Raw genomic sequence first — 20668 nt, 5'->3', positions numbered from 1 at the left:
ATGACGGGGGAACGGCGGTGCGACGTCCTCTCAGCGGCGGGCGAGGTCTGCGCGCGCCAGGGCTGAACCCTGCGTCGTCGCGCCGACCTTGCCAGGGTGCCGCAAAGGGCGCCACACTCTCCCACAGACGGCCGACGCCAGGCCCGCCCCTCGATGGCGCATTCCCGCCGTGCGCGGCCCCTCGACGGCCGACGCGGAGAAGCCAGGACCGACACGCATGATTCAGGGCTCCCAGCCGGCCACCACCCTCGATGACGGCATCGTCGCCACGGCGGAAGCCTGTCTCGGTTCGGTGGGGCAGGCCCGCGAGGCGATCCACAAGGTCATCTTCGGCCAGGAGCAGGTCGTCGACCTCGCCCTGGTGACGATCCTGGCCGGCGGCCACGGCCTGCTGGTCGGTCTGCCTGGCCTTGCCAAGACCAAGCTGGTCGAGACCCTCGGCACCGTCCTTGGCCTCGATGCCCGCCGGGTGCAGTTCACGCCGGACCTGATGCCCTCCGATATCCTCGGCACCGAGATCCTGGACGAGGACGCCGATCGCCACCGCTCCTTCCGCTTCGTCAAGGGCCCGGTCTTCACGCAACTCCTCATGGCGGACGAGATCAACCGCGCCAGCCCGCGCACGCAGTCCGCCCTGCTGCAGGCCATGCAGGAGAACTTCGTCTCCGTGGCGGGCGAGCGCCATGACCTGCCGCGCCCCTTCCACGTGCTGGCGACCCAGAACCCGATCGAGCAGGAGGGCACCTATCCGCTGCCCGAGGCGCAACTCGACCGCTTCCTCCTGGAGATCGACGTCGGCTACCCCGACCGCGCCGCCGAGCGCCGCATCCTGATCGAGACCACGGGCGTCGACGAGCACAAGCCGGTGGCGGTGATGTCCACCGAGTCCCTGCTGACGGCCCAGCGCCTCGTGCGCCGTCTGCCCGTCGGGGACGCGGTGGTGGATGCCATCCTCGACCTCGTGCGCGCTGCGCGCCCCGACGGCGGCGATCCCGCCCTGACGGGCAAGCTCCTCTGGGGGCCGGGCCCCCGCGCCAGCCAGGCGCTCACCCTGGCGGTGCGCGCCCGTGCCCTGATCGAGGGCCGGGTCGCGCCTTCCATCGCCGACGTGAAGGCACTGGCCGAGCCCGTGCTCAAGCACCGTATGGCGCTGAGCTTCGCGGCCCGCGCCGACGGCGAGACCATCTCGGGTCTCATCGCCCAACTTGCCGGCAAGCTCTAGGGCATGGCGATTCCCCGGCCCGGCGGCGGCGCCACCCAGGTCCTCGACCGGAGCGCCCGCAATCCCGGACGCCGCGAGACCGAGAACGCGCTCGCCCTGGCCGAGCGCATGCCGCGGCTGATCCTCGAATCCCGCCGGGTGTCCTCGACGCTGGCCCATGGCATCCACGGCCGCCGCCGGGCCGGACCGGGCGAGAGCTTCTGGCAGTTCCGGCCCTTCGTCGCCGGCGAGGCCGCCGCGCGCATCGACTGGCGCCGCTCGGCCCGGGACGACCGGCTCTACGTGCGCGAGCGCGAGTGGGAGGCCACCCACAATATCTGGTTCTGGATCGACCGCTCGGCCTCCATGGGCTTCGCCTCGCACTTGGCGCAGGCGCCCAAGGTCGAACGCGCGCTGGTGCTCGGCTTTGCCCTGGCCGATGCTCTGGTCGAAGGTGGCGAGCGCACTGGCCTGCTCGGCCTCACCCGCGCCACCGCTTCCCGCCGCATCGTCGAGACCATGGCGCAGGCCCTCGTCGCCGACGCCAAGGGTCAGGACGACGACGCTCCGCCGTCAGCCACGCCGGGCCGGTTCGACGAGGCCGTTCTGATCAGTGACTTCCTGTCGCCGCCCGAGGCCGTGAAGGCGTCGGTGGATCGGCTTGCCGGCCGGGGTACCCGGGGCCACCTCGTGATGATCGTCGATCCTGTGGAGGAGACCTTCCCGTTCACGGGGCAGGCGGTCCTGCACGATCTCGAATCGAAGCTCAGCCTCAATGTCGGGGATGCCGGGGCCTGGGGCGAGGCCTACCGGGTTCGGATCGCCGCCCATCGCGACCGCCTCGCGGAAATCGCCCGGACCCAGGGCTGGACCCTGACGATCCATCGCACCGACCGTCCGGCGAGCGAGGCGGCCCTGCGCCTCCTGACCCTCGTCGCCGCGGCGCGCGGGACCGGCTGAGGATCGCCGCATGCTCGGATTACCCCTCACCTTCGCCGCGCCCCTGGCGCTCGCCGCGCTCGTCGCCCTGCCGGCGCTCTGGTTTCTGCTGCGGGTGACCCCGCCGCGGCCGCGCCGCATCGACTTCCCGCCCCTGCGGATCATGGCCGACCTGATGGGGAAGCGCGAGACGCCAGCCCGGACACCGCCCTGGCTGCTGATCCTGCGCATCCTCGCCGCCGCCTGCCTGATCCTGGCGGTGTCCGGCCCTGTCTGGAACCCCTCCGGCACCGGCGCCGCCACGGGGCGGACGCCGCTCCTCGTCGTTCTCGACAACGGTTTCACCGCCGCTCACGACTGGCGCGACCGCCTGCGGGTGGCCACCGACGCGATCGAGAGCGCGGCCCGCGACGGCCGGCCGGTAGCTGTGACGGCCCTGGCCGAGCCGGCGGCGGCCCTGGAGTCCCGGGTGCCGGCCGCCGCCCTGGAACGCCTGCGCGCCATCGCGCCGCGTCCGCACCTCGCCGACCGCGCCGCGCACTTGGCCTCCCTGACCGCCTTCCTCGATCGCAACCGGAGCACGGCGATCCTCTGGATCAGCGACGGCGTGGCCGGACCGGGCGAGGAGACGTTCGGCAAGAGCCTCGCGGACCTAGTCGGCCGAACCGGAGCCGCGCTCACCATCCTGAAGGCCGACCAGCCGCCGGCCCTCGCGCTCTCGGCCGCGGAAGCCAGCGGCCAGCTCACCGCGCATGTCCTGCGCGCAGCACCGAACGGCCGCGATACCGGCCTCGTGCGCGCCGTTGACCAGAAGGGCCTGCCCCTGGCCGAGCACGCCTTCACCTTCGGGCCTGACGCCACCGAGGCCGACATCGGGTTCGACCTGCCGGTGGAGCTGCGCAACAGCATCAGCCGGATCGAGGTCGCGGCCGAGCGCTCGGCCGGGGCCGTGACCCTGGTGGACGAACGCGGCAAGCGCCGCCGCGTCGGCCTCGTCTTCGGCGGGACCAGCGATCAGGCTCAGCCGCTGCTGGCGCCGACCTACTACCTGTCGCGCGCGCTCAGTCCCTACGCCGACGTGCAGGAGCCCCGGGGCGCCAAGGGCATCGCGGAATCCATCGGGCAACTCCTCGACAACCAGGTCTCGGTCCTCGTCCTGGCCGATGTCGGTGCCCTCGACGGTCCGACGCTCGCCCGGGTCGAGCAGTTCGTCGACGAGGGCGGCCTCCTGCTGCGCTTCGCCGGGCCCCGCCTCGCCGCCGGCAACGATCCCCTCGTGCCGGTGCGCCTGCGCCGCGGCGGCCGCACCCTCGGCGGCACCCTCTCCTGGGACAGCCCCAAGACCCTGGCGCCCTTCGCTCCCGAGAGTCCCTTCGCCGGCTTGACACCGCCTGCCGATATCGGCGTGCGCCGGCAGATCCTGGCCGAGCCCGACGGCGACCTGCCGGGCCGGACCTGGGCGTCCCTCCAGGACGGCACCCCGATCGTCACGGCGCAGAAGCGCGGCCAGGGCCTCGTCGTGCTCTTTCACGTCACCGCCGACACCACCTGGTCGAACCTGCCCCTGTCGGGCCTGTTCATCGACATGCTGCGCCGGGTGGTGAATCTCGCCGGCGCCAAGGCGCTGCCGGCGGGCGATGCCGGCGCGCGGGCGACGGCCGTGCTCGCGCCGCGTCTCACCCTCGACGGCTTCGGCGCCCTCGGCGCACCGCCGGCCGGCGCCACCGCGGTCTCTGCCGATTACGGCGATCGGGCGACCCTGGAGCACCCACCGGGCTTCTACGGACCGGCCGACGGCGGCATCGCGGTCAACGCCCTCGCGGCGACGGACCGGTTGAGGCCCCTCGATTTCGCGGCCCTGTCCGGCGCCCGCCTCGGCTCGCTCGCCGGTGCCGAGACACTCGATCTGCGCGCCACCTTCTTCACCCTGGCCCTGATGCTCCTCATCCTCGACACCCTCGCGGGCCTCTGGCTCGGCGGCTTCCTGCGGCGCGGACGGGGCTTCGTCTCGCGGCCGGCCGCACTCTTCTTCACCGGGCTGGCGCTCGGCGCGCTGATCGGCACGCCCGTGCCGGTACGGGCCCAGCCGGCCCCGCCGGTGCGCGCGGGCGCCTTCGACTCGGCCCTGGCCACACGGCTCGCCTACGTGATCACCGGCGACGAAGCGGCGGACACCGCGAGCCGGGCCGGCCTCTCCGGCCTGACGCAGATGCTGGCGAGCCGTACGGCCCTGGAGCCGGGCGACCCGATCGGGATCGATCCCGCGAAGGACGAACTCGCCTTCTACCCGCTGATCTACTGGCCCATCGTCGCTGGGCGGCCGCAGCCGAGCGAGACCGCGATCCGGCGTATCGACGCCTTCATGCGCAACGGCGGCACCGTGATCTTCGACACCCGCGACGCGCTCACCGCGCGGCCGGGCGGCCCGCCGACGCCGGAGGGCGCCTATCTCCGCAAGATGCTGGCGACCCTGGAGGTCCCCGAACTCGAGCCGGTGCCGCCCGATCACGTGCTGACCAAGGCCTTCTACCTGGTCGACAATTTCCCGGGCCGCTACGCCACAGGCCAGACCTGGGTCGAGACCCTGCCGCCGGCGGGGGAAGGCTCCGAACGTCGTCCCGCGCGCGCCGGCGACGGCGTCTCGCCCATCGTCATCACGAGCAACGACCTCGCGGCCGCATGGGCGGTGGGCAAGCGCGGCGAGCCGCTCTACCCCATCGTCGGCGGCGACCAGCGCCAGCGCGAGATGGCCTTCCGCGGCGGCATCAATTTCGTGATCTACACCCTCACCGGCAACTACAAGGCCGATCAGGTTCACGTCCCGGCGCTGCTGGAGCGGCTGGGCCAGTGACGTTCCCTGTATCGGAGGCCATCCGCCCATGCTGAGCCTCAGCTTCACCCCCCTGGTGCCCTGGCCGGTGCTGATCGGCTTCGGCGTCCTCGTCGCGGTCTTCGCCGTCCTGGCCGTCCTGGCCCGGGGCCGCACCGCGATCCTGAGGGCGCTCGTTCTGGCGCTGGTTCTCCTCGCGATCGCCAACCCGTCCCTGGTGCGCGAGGACCGTGAGCCGGTGAAGGACATCGCCGCCATCGTGGTCGACCGCTCGGCCTCGCAGGGCCTCGGCGACCGGCCAGCCATGACCGATGCGGTGCGCGCGGAGTTGCAGCGTCGCTTCGGCGCCCTGACCAACATCGAGCCGCGCTTCATCGACGTTCCCGACGCCAAGGAGGGCGACGAGGGCACCCGGCTGTTCACGGCCCTGTCGCAGGCGCTGGCGGACGTGCCGGCCGAGCGCCTTGCGGGCGTCGTCATGCTGACCGACGGCGTGGTCCACGACATTCCGGCTTCGGTGGCGGCCCTGGGCCTGAAGGGGCCGCTCCACGTCCTCGTCACCGGCCATCCGGACGAGCGCGACCGGCAGATCAAGCTGATCGAGGCACCGCGCTTCGGCATCGTCGGACGCGACCTGACCATCCGGGCCGAGGTGATGGAGCGTGGCGGCACCGGCAGCGCCACCCTCACCGTGCGCCGCGACGGCGAGGAGGTCGGCCGCCGGACCTTCCCGACCGGCCAGCCCTTCTCCCTGACCATGCGGATCGAGCATGGCGGCCCGAACGTGGTCGAGATCGAGGTGGAGCCGCTCCCGGGCGAGCTCACCACCATCAACAACCGTGCAGTCCTGCCCATCGAGGGCATCCGCGAGAAGTTGAGGGTGCTCCTCGTCTCGGGTGAGCCTCACCAGGGCGAGCGCACCTGGCGCAACCTCCTGAAGTCCGACGCGAATGTCGACCTCGTACACTTCACCATCCTGCGCCCGCCCGAGAAGCAGGATGGCACCCCGATCTCCGAACTGTCCCTGATCGCCTTTCCGACGCGCGAGCTGTTCGTTCAGAAGATCAAGGATTTCGACCTGATCATCTTCGACCGCTACGCGAACCAGAGCGTGTTGCCCTCGGCCTATTTCGACAACATCGTCCGCTACGTCCGCGAAGGCGGCGCCCTGCTGATCGCGGCGGGTCCCGAATTTGCCTCACCCTCGAGCCTGTCGCGCACACGCCTCGCCGCGATCCTGCCGGGCGAGCCCAACGGGCGGGTGGTCGAGCAGCCTTACAAGGCGGCCCTCACGGCCATCGGTAACCGCCATCCGGTCACCCGGGCGCTGCCCGGTTCGGAGGCTTCGCCGCCGGCCTGGGGCGACTGGCTGCGCATCGTCTCCGCGCAGGTGAAGCCCGGCATCCAGCCGATCCTGCAGGGGCCGAACGCCCTGCCGCTCCTGGCCCTGTCGCGCGAGGAAAAGGGGCGGGTGGCGCTTCTCCTGTCCGACCACGCCTGGCTCTGGGCCCGCGGCTACCAGGAGGGCGGCCCCTATCTCGACCTGCTGCGCCGCCTCGGGCACTGGCTCATGAAGGAGCCGGCCCTGGAGGAGGAGGCCCTGCGGGCCCAGACCACCGGGCATGGCCGCGAGGTCCGCGTCGAGCGCCAGACCATGGCCGACACCGTGGAGCCCGTCACCGTCACGGGTCCGACCGGCAACCAGCGCACCCTGACCCTAACGCAGGGCGAGCCGGGCCTGTTCGCGACGACCTTCGAGGCGGCCGAACTCGGCCTGCACACCCTGCGCTCGGGCAATCTCGTCGCCTTCGTGAGCGTCGGTCCGCCGAATCCACGCGAGCTCGCCGACGTCTTCAGCGACACCGAGCGCCTGAAGGCTCTGGCGGAGGGTACCGGCGGCTCGATCCGCCGGGTCGCGGAGGCCGGCGGCGGCACCGTGGTGCCGCGCCTGCAATCGGTCCGTAGCGGCCGCCTCAGCGGGGCCGACTGGATCGGCTTCCGCCCGAGCGACAGCGCCAATATCCGGGGCGTCGAGGTTTATCCGCTGGCCCTCGGCCTATGGGCGCTCGCCGCCCTGGCGGCCGCCGTGCTGGCGATGTGGCTGGTGGAAGGACGTCGCGGCCGAGCGGCGTAGGGTAACCGACTCTCCCCCCTCTGCGGGGGAGGGGGTCGCGGAGCGACCAGGAGAGGGGAAGCCCTATCCGAAAAGGTCGCTCCCCTCATCCGTCCCGCTTCGCGGGCCACCTTCTCCCGCAGGGGGAAGAAGGATGACGTGGTCGAAGCGACACCGACGCAGATCAGTCCGGCAGCCCTTCGAAGAACCGCGCGATCTCGGCCGCGGCCCGGTCGGGGTCCTCCCGGTGCGGGAAGTGGCCGACGCCCGGAAATGGCGCGAGATCGAGTTCCGCGAAGGTCTCGCCGAGGCGGTCGGTCCAGGCATAGGGGAACAGTGGATCGCGATCGCCCCAGCGGATGCCGGTGGGAACGGTGATCGGCGGCAGGCGTGGGGCCTCGCCGCGGATCATGGCCAGGCGCCCCTCCTGGGCGCTGACGTACCAGTTGAAGCCGCCCTGCAAGTTGCCGGGCGCCAGGAAGTTGTCGACGAAGCTCTCCAGCACGTCGTCGAAGGCGGCCGGGTTGCCGCCGGCCCAGTGACGCAGGAAATGGCCGATATAGAGCCGGCAGCCCTCGCGCGAGGCCCCGACCTGGGCCGCCGCGAAGGGCTTCACGTGGTAGGACTGGTACCAGATCTCAACGAGCATCTCAGGGACGGCGAGGCGCGGGCCGATGCCCGGATAGGGGCAATCGAAGGTGAACAGCCCGGTCAGCCGCTCCGGCGCGGTCCGACCCAGGGCCTGGACCACGTAGGCCCCGACATCGTGGCCGACGATACCGGCCCGGGGGATACCGAGGGCATCAAGCAACGCGACGATATCGGCGGCATGCACGTCGGCGCCGGCCTTGTCGGATGGGTTGAGGTCGGGCTTCTCGCTGGCGCCGAAGCCTCGCAGGTCCGGGGCGATCAGCTCGAAACGGTCGGCGAGGCGCCGCATCACCGGCTCCCAGGTCAGCCAGAATTCCGGCCAGCCGTGCAGCAGAACCAGGGGGCGGCCGCGCCCCAGTCGCGCCACGTGGAGCGCCACCCCGTTCGCCGTGATCGTGTCGTGTCGGATCGCGGAATCATCCATCGAGTGTGGTCCCTGCCGGCGCCGGTCGACGCCCTCGGCGGGGTCAACGCCGGCGGAGGGCGGTCACGTTCCCGGAGATCGTAGCGGCCGCGCTGGGCCGGAGCTCGCGCCAGAGGAAGCGGGCCGGGTCGACGGGGGAAGGCGGGACGAGGCGTCCGGGCGGGATCGGGGAGAAGCCGAAGCGCCGGTAATAGGGCGCGTCGCCGATCAGGACGACGAGGCCGTGTCCGGCGGCGGTCGCCGCATCGAGGCAGGCCGTCATCAGGGCAGCCCCGATGCCGCGGCCCTCGAAGCTCGGATCGACGGTGAGCGGCCCGAGCACGAGGAGGCGATCGCCCGCCTCGGCCGGCCCCACGCGCACCGAGCCGACGAGATAGGTCGCCACCAGGGCGGTGAAGCAGAGCTCGGCCACCGGTACCGTGCCCTCGCGCAGGCGGTAGGCGGTGCGGGCAAAGCGGCCGGGACCGAAGGCGCGGGCATGGAGACGCTCGATCGCCTCGGCGTCGCCAGCGTGCTCATGTCGGATGACGAGGGGGAGGGTGGTCACGTTGCCCGCGCCGAGAAGTCGATGCGCGGGTCGATCCACGTGTAGATCAGGTCGGAGAGCAGGTTCACCGCCAGGCCGAGCAGGGAAAAGATGTACAGGGTCGCGAACACCACCGGGTAGTCGCGCCCGACGATCGAGGTGAAGGACAGGAGCCCGAGGCCATCCAGGGAGAAGATCGTCTCGATCAGCAGTGAACCGGTGAAGAAGGCCGAGATGAAAGCCGCGGGAAAGCCCGCGATCACGATGAGCATCGCGTTGCGGAAGACGTGGCCGTAGAGAACCCGGCGCTCGGACAGGCCCTTCATCCGGGCCGTGAGCACATATTGCTTGCGGATCTCGTCGAGGAAGGAGTTCTTGGTCAGCAGGGTCGAGGTCGCGAAGGCGCCGAGCACCAGCGCCGCCAGCGGAAGCGTCATGTGCCAGGCGTAGTCGACCACCTTGCCCCACAGGCTCAGGGACTCGAAGTTCTCGCTGGTGAGGCCCCGGATCGGGAAGATCTGCACGAAGGAGCCGCCCGCGAACAGGATGATCAGCGCGATGCCGAAGAGGAAGCTCGGGATCGCGTAGCCGATGATGACGACGGTCGAGGTCCAGAGGTCGAAGCGCGAGCCGTCATGCACGGCCTTGCGGATGCCGAGCGGAATCGAGATCGCGTAGGAGATCAGCGTCATCCAGAGGCCGAGCGAGATCGACACCGGCAGCCGCTCGCGGATCAGTTGCAGGACCGAGACGTCGCGAAAATAGCTGTTGCCGAAGTCGAACCGGACGTAGTCCCAGATCATCTTGGCGAAGCGCTCGGGCGCCGGTTTGTCGAAGCCGAATTGCTGCTCGAGCTTCTTGATGAAGGCCGGGTCGAGCCCCTGCGCCCCACGATAGCGGGCATTGGCCTCGCCCCCACCGCCGCTGCGTGCGGCGCCACCGAGGTCGCCGGCGCCGCCGGTCACCCGCGACAGGCTACCCTCGTTCTGGCCCTGGAGCTGGGCCAGCACCCGCTCCACCGGGCCGCCGGGGGCGAACTGCACGATGACGAAGGTGATGAGCATGATCCCGAAGATAGTCGGGACCATGAGCGCGATGCGGCGCAGGATGTAGCCGAGCACGGGTGTCCCTCAGGTTCGGCCGATGCGCCGGGCCTTGGCGGCATCGTACCACCAGACGTTCGGCACGCCGAGATCGTAGGTCGGCCCCTTGGCCGGGCGGCCATAGACATCCCAGAGGGCCAGCCGGTGGTCGGCCTTGTACCACATGGGCACCCAGTAGCGTCCGGCCCGCAGCACCCGGTCGAGGGCGCGCGCGGCGTGGATCATGTCGGCGCGGGAGGTCGCCTCCGTCACGCGCTCGATCAGGGCATCGATGGCGGGGCTGGCGATACCCGCCAGATTGTTCGACCCGGGCGTGCCGGCGGCGCGCGACCCGTAGGCCTCGCGCAATTCCGGCCCCGGGGTGAGCCCGGACCCGAAGCGACGCGCGGTTAAATCGAAGTCGAAGTCCTTGACCCTGGCCTGATACTGCGAGGGATCGACCAGCCGGATGCTGGCGCGGATGCCGATCAGCCCGAGATTGCGGATGAAGGGCTGCGTCACCGGCTGGAATACCGGGTCGTTGTCGAGAAACTCGATCTCCAGCGGCTTGCCGGAGGGTAGCCGGATCACGCCGCCGTCGCGGGTGCAGCCAGCCTCCCGCAGCAGGGCCACGGCCCGGCTGAGCAGGGCGCGGTCCTGGCCCGAACCATCGGAACTCGGCGGACTCCAGGCCTCGCCGAAGACCTCCGCCGGCAGGTCGCCCCGCATGGGGTCGAGGAGGGCCAGCTCCTCCGGTGCCGGCCGGCCGGCAGCCTTCAAGTCCGAATTCTCGAAGTAGGAGGCTGTGCGGATATAGGCGCCGTACATCAGGTTGGCGTTCGACCAGTTGAAGTCGAAGCACAGGCCGATCGCCTCGCGCACCCGGGGATCGCGAAAGGCCTCGCGGCGGGTGTTCATCCACCAGCCCTGCGTGCCCGAGGGGCGGGCATCGGGCACCACCTCCTTGCGGACGCGGCCCTCCTGCACGGCAGGGAAGTCGTAGCCCGTGGCCCAGACCCGGGCGGTGAATTCCTCACGGAAGGTGAAGGCGCCGCCCTTGAACGCCTCGAACGCCACCTGCCGATCGCGGAAATACTCGTACCGGATGGCGTCGAAGTTGTTCTGGCCGACATTCACAGGCAGCTCGGCGGCCCAGTAATCCTTCACCCGCTCCAGCTCGATGAAGCGGCCCGCCTCCAGGCGGCTGACCTGATAGGGGCCGGACCCGAGCGGCGGCTCCAGGGAGGACGCCTCGAAGTCGCGCTTGGCGTAGTAGGCGGCCGAGAACACCGGCAGGGTGGCGACGAAGAGGGGCAGGTCGCGACTGCGGCCGGGGGCGAAGCGCAGGGTCACCGTGCCGTCGTCCTCGGCGACGGCCTCGGCGAGGTCGCGGATCACCTGCGAGATCTCGGGATGGCCCTTCTCCTTCAGGAGGCGCATCGACGCCGCCACGTCGTGGGCGGTCAGACGCGCGCCGTCGTGGAAGCGGGCCTGCGGCCTCAGGGCGAAGCGGTAGGTCAGCCCGTCCTCGGAGATCTCCACCGACCGGGCGAGGAGGCCGTAGAGCGCGTCCGGCTCGTCCAGCGCCCGCACCATGAGCGAGTCGAAGGTCAGGTTCATGCCGGCGGCGCCGTCGCCGCGCAGGACGTAGATGTTCAGGGTGTTGAAGGTGTCCGAGGCCTGGTTGCCCAGGGTGGAGGCGAGCTGCGCCGAGAAGCGGCCCCCCCGCGGGGCATCCGGGTTGACGTAGTCGAAGTTCGGGAAATCGGCCGGGTACTTCAGGTCGCCGAAGCTCGACAGGCCGTGGCTGGTCCGGGTCGCCGCCCGGGCGGGAGGCGGCAGCACCAGCGTGGCCCCGAGGGCGCCGGCGCCCGCGACGACGGCGCGCCGGGTCGGCCCGACGCTCATCGCGGCGACCCGGTCTTGGCGGCTAGGGCCTCGTCGTACCACCAGGTCGCGGGGAAGCCCGAGCTGCCGTATTTCGGCAGTACCGCCGGATGCCCGAAGCGGTTCCAGCGCAGGGTGCGCGAGACGTTCGAGCCCCATTGCGGCACGACGAAGTTGTGGGCGAGCAGCACCCTGTCGAGGGCGTGGGTCGCCGCCAGCACGCCGGGGCGATCCTTCGCGAAGATCACCTTCTCGATCAGGGCATCGACGGCCGGATCCTTGATGCCGATCAGGTTGCGCGAACCGGCCTTGTCGGCGGAGGCCGAGCCCCAGTACTCACGCTGTTCGTTGCCCGGGGAAAGAGATTCCGGCCACGAACTCGTCGTGATGTCGAAGTCGAAGGCCCGCAGGCGGTTCTGGTACTGGGCCTGGTCGATGACCCGCAGGGTGCTGTTGATGCCGATCAGCTTGAGCTGTGCCGCGTAAGGTAGCACGACCCGTTCGAACACGCTCTGGAATTCCAGGAACTCGACGGTGAGCGGCTCGCCGCTCTTCACGTCGGTCATCTGACCGTTGCGCAGCTCGTAGCCGGCCTCCTTCAGAAGGCCGACGGCCTCCCGCAGGTTGGCCCGCACCGCGTCCGGCGTTCCGTTGACGGGGTTCGTGTAGGGCGTGGTGAAGACCGAGGCCGGGACCTTGTCCTTCACGCCCTCCAGGATCGCAAGCTCGTCGCCCTCGGGCAGGCCGGACGAGGCCAGCTCCGAGCCGAAGTAGTAGGAGTCGATCCGCTTGTAGAGGCCGAAGAACAGCGACCGGTTCATCTCCTCGAAGTTCATCGCGAGGTTGAAGGCCCGGCGCACCCGCGGATCGGCGAACTTCGCCCGGCGGGTATTGAGCACGAAGGCCTGCATGTTGCCGTTGCCGCGATCGGGGAACTCCTCCTTGATCAGGCGGCCGTCCTTCACGGCGGGAAAATTGTCGTAGGCCGTGGCCCAGTTGCGGGCCACGTTCTCGGCCCGGAAGTCGAACAGGTCCCCCTTCAGCGCCTCGATCAGCACCGTCGCATCGCGAAAGTACTCGTTGCGCATGGTGGCGAAGTTGTTGCGGCCGACATTCACCGGCAGGTCCTTGCCCCAGTAATCCGCCACCCGCTCGTAGGTGGCGCTGCGGCCGGCCTCGAACTTCGCCAGACGGTAGGGGCCGGAGCCCAGGGGGATCTCCAGGGCGGTCTGCGTGACGTCGCGTGGCCGCCCCTGCGCGTCGGTGCCGGTCCACCAGTGCTTGGGCAACACCCGGAGCTGGCCGAGCACCTGCGGCAGTTCGCGATTGCCGGCCTCCGAGAAGGTGAAGGTCACCTCGCGCGGACCGGTGACGGCGGCCTTAGTCACGGTCTGGTAATAGGCCGAATAGAATGGGCTGTTGGCCTTCAGGACCTCGAAGGACCAGACCACGTCTTCGGGCGTCACCGGCTGGCCGTCATGCCAGCGTGCGCCCTCGCGCAACCGATAGGAGACGGCGGACAGATCAGCGGCGAGGCGAACGCCATCGGCCAGGAGGCCGTAGGAGGTGAACGGTTCATCGGCCGATTCCGTCATCAGGGTATCGTAGATCTGGACGACCCCGCCCTCGAGATCGCCCTTCAGCCCCGAGACCACGTAGTTGAAGTTGTCGAACCCGCCCTGGGCGCCGAGGCGCACGAGGCCGCCCTTCGGCGCGTTCGGGTCGGCATAGTCGAAATGCTTGAAGTCGGGGCCGTATTTCGGTTCGCCCATCAGCGTGATCGCCGGCATCCAGGCGCCTTTGGGCGCGGCGGGATCCGGATCGGGGGCGGCCCGGGCGGGCAGGCCACAGGCCAGGAAGGCGAGGGCGGCGACGAGGCGTCCGATCAGGGCAATTCGCATCACGGGCAGGCGGTCTCCGGATTCCGGGGTCGCGGTTCCGCCGCCGCACCGGCGACGGCAGGCGGGTGTTCTAGGACGGACCGGCGGCGAACGCCAACCGGGCGCGTGCGCGCAGGATCAGCGAGTGCGTACGCGCTGGAGCCCAAGACGATGTCTCCGTGCGCAGGATTGCCAAACCAGGATCGCCAAACGAAAAGGCCGGGCGATGGCCCGGCCTTGTTGGCTCCGTCAGAGGTCCTCGGGGTTCCCCGCAGACCGGCCCTACGGCTGGGCCGGCTTCTCGGCCGGCACGGTCGCGGCCGGGGCGGGCGGTGCGGGGGGAGCCGCGCCGACCGGGGTGTCGTCGGCGGGCTTCACCGAGGCCGGCTTGTTCGCCTCCTCGCCCGCGACGGTGGGCTTGGCGGCCGTCGCCGGGTTGGCGACCTCAGGCTTCTGATCCTCGGCCGGCTTGCTGGCGTCCGCGGGCTTCGGTGCCTGCTCGCGCCGTACTTCCGCGGCGGGCTTCGACTCGGGATTTGGCTTGGCGTCGGCGGGCTTGGCTTCTGCCGGCTTGGCGTCGGCGGGCTTGGCATCCCCGGTCTTGGCGGCGGCCGGCTGGGCCTCGGCCGGCTTGTCGCCCTCGGCCTTCTTCTCCACGGCCGGCAGCGGCGCCGGCGTGTCGGCGAGGCTGCGGAGATAGAGGATGACGTCGGCGCGCTCGGTCGGCGAGGTGATGCCCGCGAAGGCCATCTTGGTGCCGGGCACGTAGCCCTTCGGGTTCGTCAGGAAGTGGTCGAGCTCGTCATAGGTCCAAGTGCCGCCCTTTTCCTTCAGTGCGGCCGAGTACTCGAACCCGGGCTCGTGGGCGCGCTGGCGGTCGACGACACCCCAGAGATGCGGGCCGACCTTGTTCGGTCCGCCCTTCTCGAAGCTGTGGCAGGAGGCGCACTTCTTGGCCGCGGCCTGACCTTTGTCCACGGTGGCGCTGGCCAAACGGATCGGCAGGGGCTCGGCCTTCGCCTCGGGCGCGGCGCCGCCGGCGGCCTTCGCCTGCGGCTCGGGGAGGGCATAGCCCGCATCGCCCGCGGGCTTGGGATGATAGATCAGCTCGGCGACGAAGCCCGACCCCACGGCGAACAGCAGCGCGCCGAGCGCGGCACCCGCAACCTTGTTCAGCTCGAAAGAGTCCATTCTCGACAACTCCGGTGCGGCCGGCCTGAGGGGGGAGAATTCAGGGCGAAGTCCAGCGCGTGCCTGTGCCGGACTTTGGAAACGGTCGAGGGTGCTTAGCCGTTGAAGCCCGACCTTGACAATGGCCGAGTCGCGCTTCGCGTAGTCGCAGACGGGCAAGTGTCGCCGCCATCCCTCACTTCTTCAGACGCGGGTGGGCGCATCCGGTTCCCGCTCAGGCGGACGCGGTGCCACCGGCCCGGCGCGACACCTCTAGCATGACAATCCGGGGCGCCGCTGTTAAGCACCGGCCCCAGCCGGAGCAGGACCCAGACCGATGTCCGATCCCATCGTCCTCATTCCCGCGCGCATGGCCGCGACCCGCCTGCCCAACAAGCCGATGGCCGACCTCGCCGGGGAGCCGATGATCGTGCACGTCTGGCGCCGCGCCGTGGAGTCCGGCATCGGCCCCGTGGTGGTGGCCACCGACACACCCGCCATCGTCGAGACCATCGAGGCCGTGGGTGGCCTCGCGGTCCTGACCCGCGCCGACCATCCTTCCGGTTCGGATCGCTTGGCCGAGGCGCTGGAGATCATCGATCCGCAGGGCAACCACGACGTGGTCGTCAACGTCCAGGGCGACCTGCCGACCATCGACCCGGGCATCATCGGGGCGGCGATCCTGCCGCTGGCCGACCGCTCCGTCGACATCGCCACCCTCTGCGCCGTCATCACCGAGGAATCCGAGCGGCGCGATCCCAACGTGGTCAAGCTCGTGGGCCATACGGTGGGCACCCGCCGCCTGCGTGCGCTCTACTTCACCCGCGCCGAGGCGCCCTGGGGGGAGGGGCCGCTCTACCATCACATCGGTCTCTACGCGTATCGCCGGAAGGCGCTCGCCCGCTTCATGGCCTTGTCGCCCGGTGAACTCGAGACCCGCGAAAAGCTGGAGCAGCTCCGCGCCCTCGAAGCCGGAATGCGCATCGACGCCATCGTGGTCGACGACCTGCCGCTCGGCGTCGACACGCCCGCCGACCTGGAGCGCGCCCGCGCCATCCTGTCGGCCCGCCGCCTGAACTGAAGCGCCTCGGAAAGACCAGCTCGCATGCCCCAGCACATCGTCTCGTACCAGGGCGAGCCCGGCGCGAATTCCCACATCATCTGTGCCCAGGCCTATCCAGATTGGACGCCGCTGCCGTGCCCGACCTTCGAGGACGCCTTCGCGGCCGTGAAGGAGGGCCGCGCGACCCGTGCGATGATCCCGATCGAGAACTCGATCGCCGGACGGGTGGCGGACATCCACCACCTGATCCCGACCTCGGGCCTCCACATCGTCGCCGAGCACTTCCTGCCGATCCATTTCCAGCTGATGGTCCTGCCCGGCACGCCCGTGGAGCAGATCCGGACGGTGCACAGCCACGTCCATGCCCTCGGACAATGCCGCAAGATCATCCGGCGCCTCGGCGTGCGCCCCATCGTGGCCGGCGACACGGCGGGTGCCGCGCGCGAGGTGGCCGAGGCGAGGGATCCCACGCGCGGTGCCCTGGCTCCCGCGCTCGCGGCCGAGGTCTATGGCCTCGACATCCTGGAGCGCGATGTCGAGGACGAGAGCCACAACACCACCCGCTTCGTCGTGTTCTCGCCCGAGCCCGAGCCGGTCTCGCCCGAGGCCGGCCCGATGGTCACGAGCTTCGTGTTCCGGGTCCGCAACATCCCGGCCGCCCTCTACAAGGCCCTGGGCGGCTTCGCGACGAACGGCGTCAACATGTCGAAGCTCGAGAGCTACATGGTCGACGGGCAGTTCGTCGCGACCCAGTTCTACGCGGAGGTGGACGGCCACCCGGAAGAGCCTGGCCTGTCGCGGGCGCTGGCCGAGCTCACATACTTTTCGCGCGAGATACGCGTGATCGGGACCTATCCGGCGCATCCCTACCGCGAGGCCAGCCGGATCGCCGCCGAATAACGGGTCCGCCCTGCCGCCTCGTCGAAGAAAGAAGGATTTCTCCCGGGCCGGTGGCAGCTGCGCCATACCTGACGGCTCTCGTCGACGTCGCGTGGGCCGAGCCGGCGCGCGTCCGGCGATCCGGAGAGGACGCATTGGCGTCCATCGACAACCTGCAAGATGATACACGGCAACGGCTTGCGGGCATGGCCTGATGGCACCCGCACGTCCCAAACGACATTTCATTCCCTGGTATATTGCATACAACGAATTTTGGTGCATGCTGGGTCCATCGGTGCGAACAATCCGATCAAGAAGGAATTCGGGATGGAACGTCAGGACTCACCGTCCGCCAAATGGTGGCAACTCGCCTTCGGCGTGCTCTGCATGGCGATGATCGCCAACCTCCAATACGGGTGGACGCTGTTCGTCGACCCCATCGACGCCAAGTTCCACTGGGGCCGGGCGGCGATCCAGTTCGCGTTCACCATCTTCGTGGCCACCGAAACCTGGCTGGTGCCGATCGAAGCCTGGTTCGTCGATCGCTACGGTCCGCGCATCGTGGTCTGCTTCGGCGGCATCATGATCGCCCTGGCGTGGTTCGTGAACGCCCACGCGGATTCCCTCTTCCTGCTCTACGCGGCGGCCGTCATCGGCGGCATCGGCGCCGGCTCGGTCTACGGCACCTGCGTCGGCAACGCCCTGAAGTGGTTCCCGCATCGCCGCGGCCTCGCCGCAGGCGCCACCGCGGCCGGCTTCGGTGCGGGCGCGGCCGTCACGGTGATCCCGATCGCCAAGATGATCGCCACTAGCGGCTACCAGGACGCGTTCCTGTACTTCGGTCTGGGACAGGGGGCCATCGTGGTCCTGCTGTCGTTCTTCCTGCGCAAGCCGTCACTGGCGGTCCCGGTCCAGCGCAAGACCCTGCGCCTTCCGCAGGCCAAGGTCGATCGCACCCCGCGCGAGGTCGTGCGCACCCCCGTCTTCTGGTTGATGTACGTGATCTTCGTGATGGTCGCCTCCGGCGGCCTGATGGCGGCGGCGCAGATCGCCCCGATCGCCCACGACTTCAAGGTCGCGGACGTCCCCGTCAGCCTGTTCGGCCTGCAGATGGCGGCGCTCACCTTCGCGATCTCGCTCGACCGCATCTTCGACGGCTTCGGGCGTCCGTTCTTCGGCTTCGTCTCCGACAATCTCGGGCGCGAGAACACGATGTTCATCGCCTTCTCGATCGCCGCCCTGGCGATCATCACCCTGCTGACCTACGGCACCTATCCGCTGGTCTTCGTCTTCGCCACGGCGGTGTATTTCGGCGTCTTCGGCGAGATCTACTCGCTGTTCCCCGCGACCTGCGGCGACACCTTCGGGTCCAAGTTCGCCACGACCAATGCCGGCCTGCTCTACACCGCGAAGGGCACCGCCTCGTTCCTGGTGCCGATCGCCAGCGTCATCTCGGCCAAGTATGGCTGGTCGGCGGTGTTCTCGATCATCATCGGCCTCAACGTCGTGGCGGCGATCCTGGCGATGTTCGTGCTCAAGCCCCTGCGCCTGCGCTTCCTGACGGACGAGACCGTCGCGACCCCCGTGGCGGCGGCGCGGCCGGTGCAGGCCGCCTGACGCGCGGGGCCGTTCCGCCTGCGACGCGAGCCGAAACCCGGGGCTCGTCCACCCGCCCTCATTCATCGGGCGGCCCAGGACATGCGACGCGACGACGTCGACCCTGGAACGCCCGTGTCCGATCGGCCCGAGGGGTGCCGATCGGACGCGGGACCGATCCGACGGTCGGGCTGAATTCGACGCCGTCCGAGGACCCATCCCTACCGAGAACCGACGTCGTCCACGAACCGAGGTTGTCCATGAACATTGCGGCGGCACTCACCCTTCAGACGGTCCCGTTCGCCGGGATCGTTCTGGCCGGTCGTGAGGACAAGGATCTCTTCGCGGTCGTGTATCTGGGGGCAGTGGGCTTGATCCTGACGCTGATCATCCTCACCGGCGAAAGTCCGAGCTACGTTTCATCTTTCGCCGCGGACCTCGAAAGCCTGTCGCTCAACTGAATGCTGCGCTGCGAAATCTAGGGTATGCAGGAGGAAGTTCTTCTCACGAAGGCTGGGTCAACTTTGGAGGTTCGGGAGTCGAGCAATGCGGCGCTTGCCTAGCGGGAGCCCCTCGCAAGCGCAGTCAGCGAGAGCCCTGCGTGGACGGCATGAGTGGTGTGTAGAATTTGGTATACCAACAGAAATGGTGCGGTGCCATATCAGGCTCAACGCAACCGCTCTGGAACACCACCGATGATCGCTCTTCTCGTTGTCGCCGCCGCTGCTCTCAACGTCTCGCTGGTCTTCGTGGCTGCGAACCTGCTGACCCCTGCCAACGGCCCGCTCTCCAATTCCGGTCGTTTCATCGCCAACAACGAGAACGCCCCGTCGACGATCCGCCTCGCCGCCTGAGCGCGGTTCTGCCGGGCGTTTGCTTCCTGGCAGAGAGTTCTCGAGAAGCCCGCCCGGCTCGGCCGCGGCGGGTTTTTTCGTATCCGGCTATTCGCGCTTGAAGATCCGGTCCACCACGAGATCGGACCAGAAGCCGGGGCGGAACGAGCGCTTCAGCGCCTCAGGATCGTACTCGGTCTCGACCCAGGTCATGAAGTCGAGGCCCTTCGGCTCGCCCTCCCGTCGGTAGAGCGCGAAGAACGCGTCGAGGATCCCGGTCTTTGCGAACCGGAAATGGCCATAGCGGGCCGAGAGCTGACCCATGGCCTCCGCCACCGGCAGGCCCTCGTGCAGGATGAGGTAGAGCGCCGCCGCAAGGCCAGCTCGGTCCGCGCCCGATTTGCAGTGCATCATCGCCGGGTACTCGACCCCGTCGAAGAACGCCTTGGCGGCCAGGATGGTCTCCCGCGAGGGTGCCTCTCGCGAGCGCAGCACGAATTCCACCAGGGTCAAGCCCTGGCGCTCGCAGGCCTCGCGCTGGAGCGGCCACGAGCCGTGCTCGCGCCCGCCCCGCAGGGAAATCACGGTGCGGACCCCCTGGCGCTTGAACCAGGCCAGCTGGTGCGGCGTCGGCTGGGCCGAGCGCCAGAGCTTCCCCGCGCCGATCCGGTGGCGGTTGAGGTAGGCCAGGCGGAACACGCCGTGATCCACCAGCAGCATGTTCGCCCAGGCCTTGGCCCGCGAGACCGGGCCGGCGATCGGGCGCTCGAAGCGCGCGATCCGCGCCATGCGCCGGGCGTAGCGGGTCTCGTACGAGAGAAAGCGGTTGAACACGGGGACGGCGGGACCGGTCTGGCGGGGAAAGGGGAGGGGCTGATCTACCAGCGCGCGGCGGCCGCGGCAAACACGCTGTGGAGAGCGGGGAGCAACCGGCATCGACCTTGCGTTGGTTTCCGTCGCCTTGTCTTCGCCCGGATCGTCGCCTCCGATGCGCGTGTCGACACCGATTGCGAACCGTCCATCGTCTTCATCGAGCGCGGGGATCCGTCATGCGAACGAGTACCACCAGCATCCGCCGCGCCCGCCCGGCCGACGCCGACCGCCTGGCGGATTTGTTCGACGAGACCTGGCGCGAGGCCTATCGGGGAATCATCCCCGGGGTCGCCCTGGAGCGGATGATCTCCCAGCGCAGCTCGCAGTGGTGGCTCGGGGCCACCCAGCGCAGCCGGCCCCTCGTGGTGGTCGAGCAGGAGAGCAGCATCGTCGGCTACGCGGTCTACGGACCGGCGCGGGGCCGCATGCTCCAGGCGCCCGGTGAGATCGACGAACTCTACATTCGCCCGACCTACCAGGGGCTCGGGCTCGGCCGCCGCCTGTTCCGTGCGGTCTGCAACGACTTGGCCGACCATGGCCTGACCCGGGTCGGTGTCTGGGCCCTGGAAGGGAACGAGCGGGCCTGCGCCTTCTATGCCGGCCTCGGCGGCACCGCGATCGGCCAGGCCGTCGACCGGATGGCCGGAACGGTTCTGTCCAAGGTCGGTTTCCGCTTCGACTGACTTCGCCGAAGCCTGCGCCGCCCCCGCGGTCCGGTCCG

At 69.8% G+C, this 20668-nt stretch carries 17 protein-coding genes; 10 read left to right on the top strand and 7 right to left on the bottom strand.

Annotated elements, in window-relative coordinates; genetic code table 11:
- Positions 1-217: 217 nt before the first annotated feature.
- Genes AC1MGR_RS21970 through AC1MGR_RS21955 form a run of 4 tightly spaced genes read left to right on the top strand, consistent with a single transcriptional unit; the run spans position 218 to position 7104 of the window.
- Positions 218-1222 (top strand): AAA family ATPase, encoded by a 1005-nt coding sequence (locus AC1MGR_RS21970; protein WP_480232945.1) that lies wholly within the window; start codon positions 218-220, stop codon positions 1220-1222.
- Between the two features lie 3 nt (positions 1223-1225).
- Entirely contained in the window at positions 1226-2161 is a 936-nt protein-coding gene (locus AC1MGR_RS21965; protein ID WP_108039870.1) for a DUF58 domain-containing protein, read from the top strand.
- Between the two features lie 10 nt (positions 2162-2171).
- On the top strand, positions 2172-4991 hold the full coding sequence (locus AC1MGR_RS21960) for a DUF4159 domain-containing protein (protein WP_480232944.1): 2820 nt from the start codon (positions 2172-2174) through the stop codon (positions 4989-4991).
- Between the two features lie 28 nt (positions 4992-5019).
- On the top strand, positions 5020-7104 hold the full coding sequence (locus tag AC1MGR_RS21955) for a hypothetical protein (RefSeq protein WP_480232943.1): 2085 nt from the start codon (positions 5020-5022) through the stop codon (positions 7102-7104).
- A 163-nt stretch (positions 7105-7267) separates the two neighbouring features.
- On the opposite strand, the gene AC1MGR_RS21950 is transcribed toward AC1MGR_RS21955, so the two are convergent.
- The 6 genes from AC1MGR_RS21950 to AC1MGR_RS21925 form a co-directional block, all read right to left on the bottom strand.
- The gene (locus AC1MGR_RS21950; RefSeq protein WP_480232942.1) at positions 7268-8158 is read right to left on the bottom strand and encodes an alpha/beta fold hydrolase; all 891 of its coding nucleotides are present in this window, start codon (positions 8156-8158) and stop codon (positions 7268-7270) included.
- Positions 8159-8201: 43 nt separating this feature from the next.
- Positions 8202-8705: a GNAT family N-acetyltransferase gene (locus AC1MGR_RS21945; protein ID WP_108039863.1), complete on the bottom strand. Its 504-nt coding sequence runs from the start codon at positions 8703-8705 to the stop codon at positions 8202-8204.
- Positions 8702-9805, bottom strand: coding sequence for a microcin C ABC transporter permease YejB (locus tag AC1MGR_RS21940; protein WP_056212538.1), 1104 nt, complete (start codon positions 9803-9805; stop codon positions 8702-8704). Before AC1MGR_RS21940 ends, AC1MGR_RS21945 begins: the two co-directional genes overlap by 4 nt.
- Before the next feature lie 9 nt (positions 9806-9814).
- Entirely contained in the window at positions 9815-11674 is a 1860-nt protein-coding gene (locus tag AC1MGR_RS21935) for an extracellular solute-binding protein (protein ID WP_480232941.1), read from the bottom strand.
- Entirely contained in the window at positions 11671-13554 is a 1884-nt protein-coding gene (locus AC1MGR_RS21930; protein WP_480234867.1) for an extracellular solute-binding protein, read from the bottom strand. Before AC1MGR_RS21930 ends, AC1MGR_RS21935 begins: the two co-directional genes overlap by 4 nt.
- A gap of 261 nt (positions 13555-13815) precedes the next feature.
- On the bottom strand, positions 13816-14724 hold the full coding sequence (locus AC1MGR_RS21925; protein ID WP_480232940.1) for a c-type cytochrome: 909 nt from the start codon (positions 14722-14724) through the stop codon (positions 13816-13818).
- 316 nt (positions 14725-15040) lie between these two features.
- Here AC1MGR_RS21925 and AC1MGR_RS21920 point away from each other — a divergent pair, with 316 nt between their 5' ends.
- The 5 genes from AC1MGR_RS21920 (at position 15041) to AC1MGR_RS21900 (ending at position 19095) form a co-directional block, all read left to right on the top strand.
- Positions 15041-15784, top strand: a complete 744-nt coding sequence (locus AC1MGR_RS21920; RefSeq protein WP_108039857.1) for a 3-deoxy-manno-octulosonate cytidylyltransferase — start codon at positions 15041-15043, stop codon at positions 15782-15784.
- Positions 15785-15808: 24 nt separating this feature from the next.
- The gene (locus AC1MGR_RS21915) at positions 15809-16666 is read left to right on the top strand and encodes a prephenate dehydratase (RefSeq protein ID WP_480232939.1); all 858 of its coding nucleotides are present in this window, start codon (positions 15809-15811) and stop codon (positions 16664-16666) included.
- 306 nt (positions 16667-16972) lie between these two features.
- Positions 16973-18262: an oxalate/formate MFS antiporter gene (oxlT, locus tag AC1MGR_RS21910; protein WP_480232938.1), complete on the top strand. Its 1290-nt coding sequence runs from the start codon at positions 16973-16975 to the stop codon at positions 18260-18262.
- A gap of 239 nt (positions 18263-18501) precedes the next feature.
- Positions 18502-18702 (top strand): hypothetical protein, encoded by a 201-nt coding sequence (locus AC1MGR_RS21905; RefSeq protein ID WP_108039853.1) that lies wholly within the window; start codon positions 18502-18504, stop codon positions 18700-18702.
- A 234-nt stretch (positions 18703-18936) separates the two neighbouring features.
- Positions 18937-19095: a hypothetical protein gene (locus AC1MGR_RS21900; protein WP_181259759.1), complete on the top strand. Its 159-nt coding sequence runs from the start codon at positions 18937-18939 to the stop codon at positions 19093-19095.
- Between the two features lie 87 nt (positions 19096-19182).
- Here AC1MGR_RS21900 and AC1MGR_RS21895 read toward each other — a convergent pair whose 3' ends face one another.
- The gene (locus AC1MGR_RS21895; RefSeq protein WP_108039851.1) at positions 19183-19908 is read right to left on the bottom strand and encodes a fused DSP-PTPase phosphatase/NAD kinase-like protein; all 726 of its coding nucleotides are present in this window, start codon (positions 19906-19908) and stop codon (positions 19183-19185) included.
- 215 nt (positions 19909-20123) lie between these two features.
- Between AC1MGR_RS21895 and AC1MGR_RS21890 the strand changes: the two genes are divergently transcribed.
- Positions 20124-20630, top strand: a complete 507-nt coding sequence (locus tag AC1MGR_RS21890) for a GNAT family N-acetyltransferase (RefSeq protein ID WP_108039849.1) — start codon at positions 20124-20126, stop codon at positions 20628-20630.
- Positions 20631-20668: the final 38 nt, after the last annotated feature.

This window comes from Methylobacterium sp. BI1 (genome assembly GCF_056680125.1).
The sequence above is the reverse complement of the archived record's forward strand: the minus strand, read 5'-3'. Positions and strand labels throughout refer to the sequence as shown.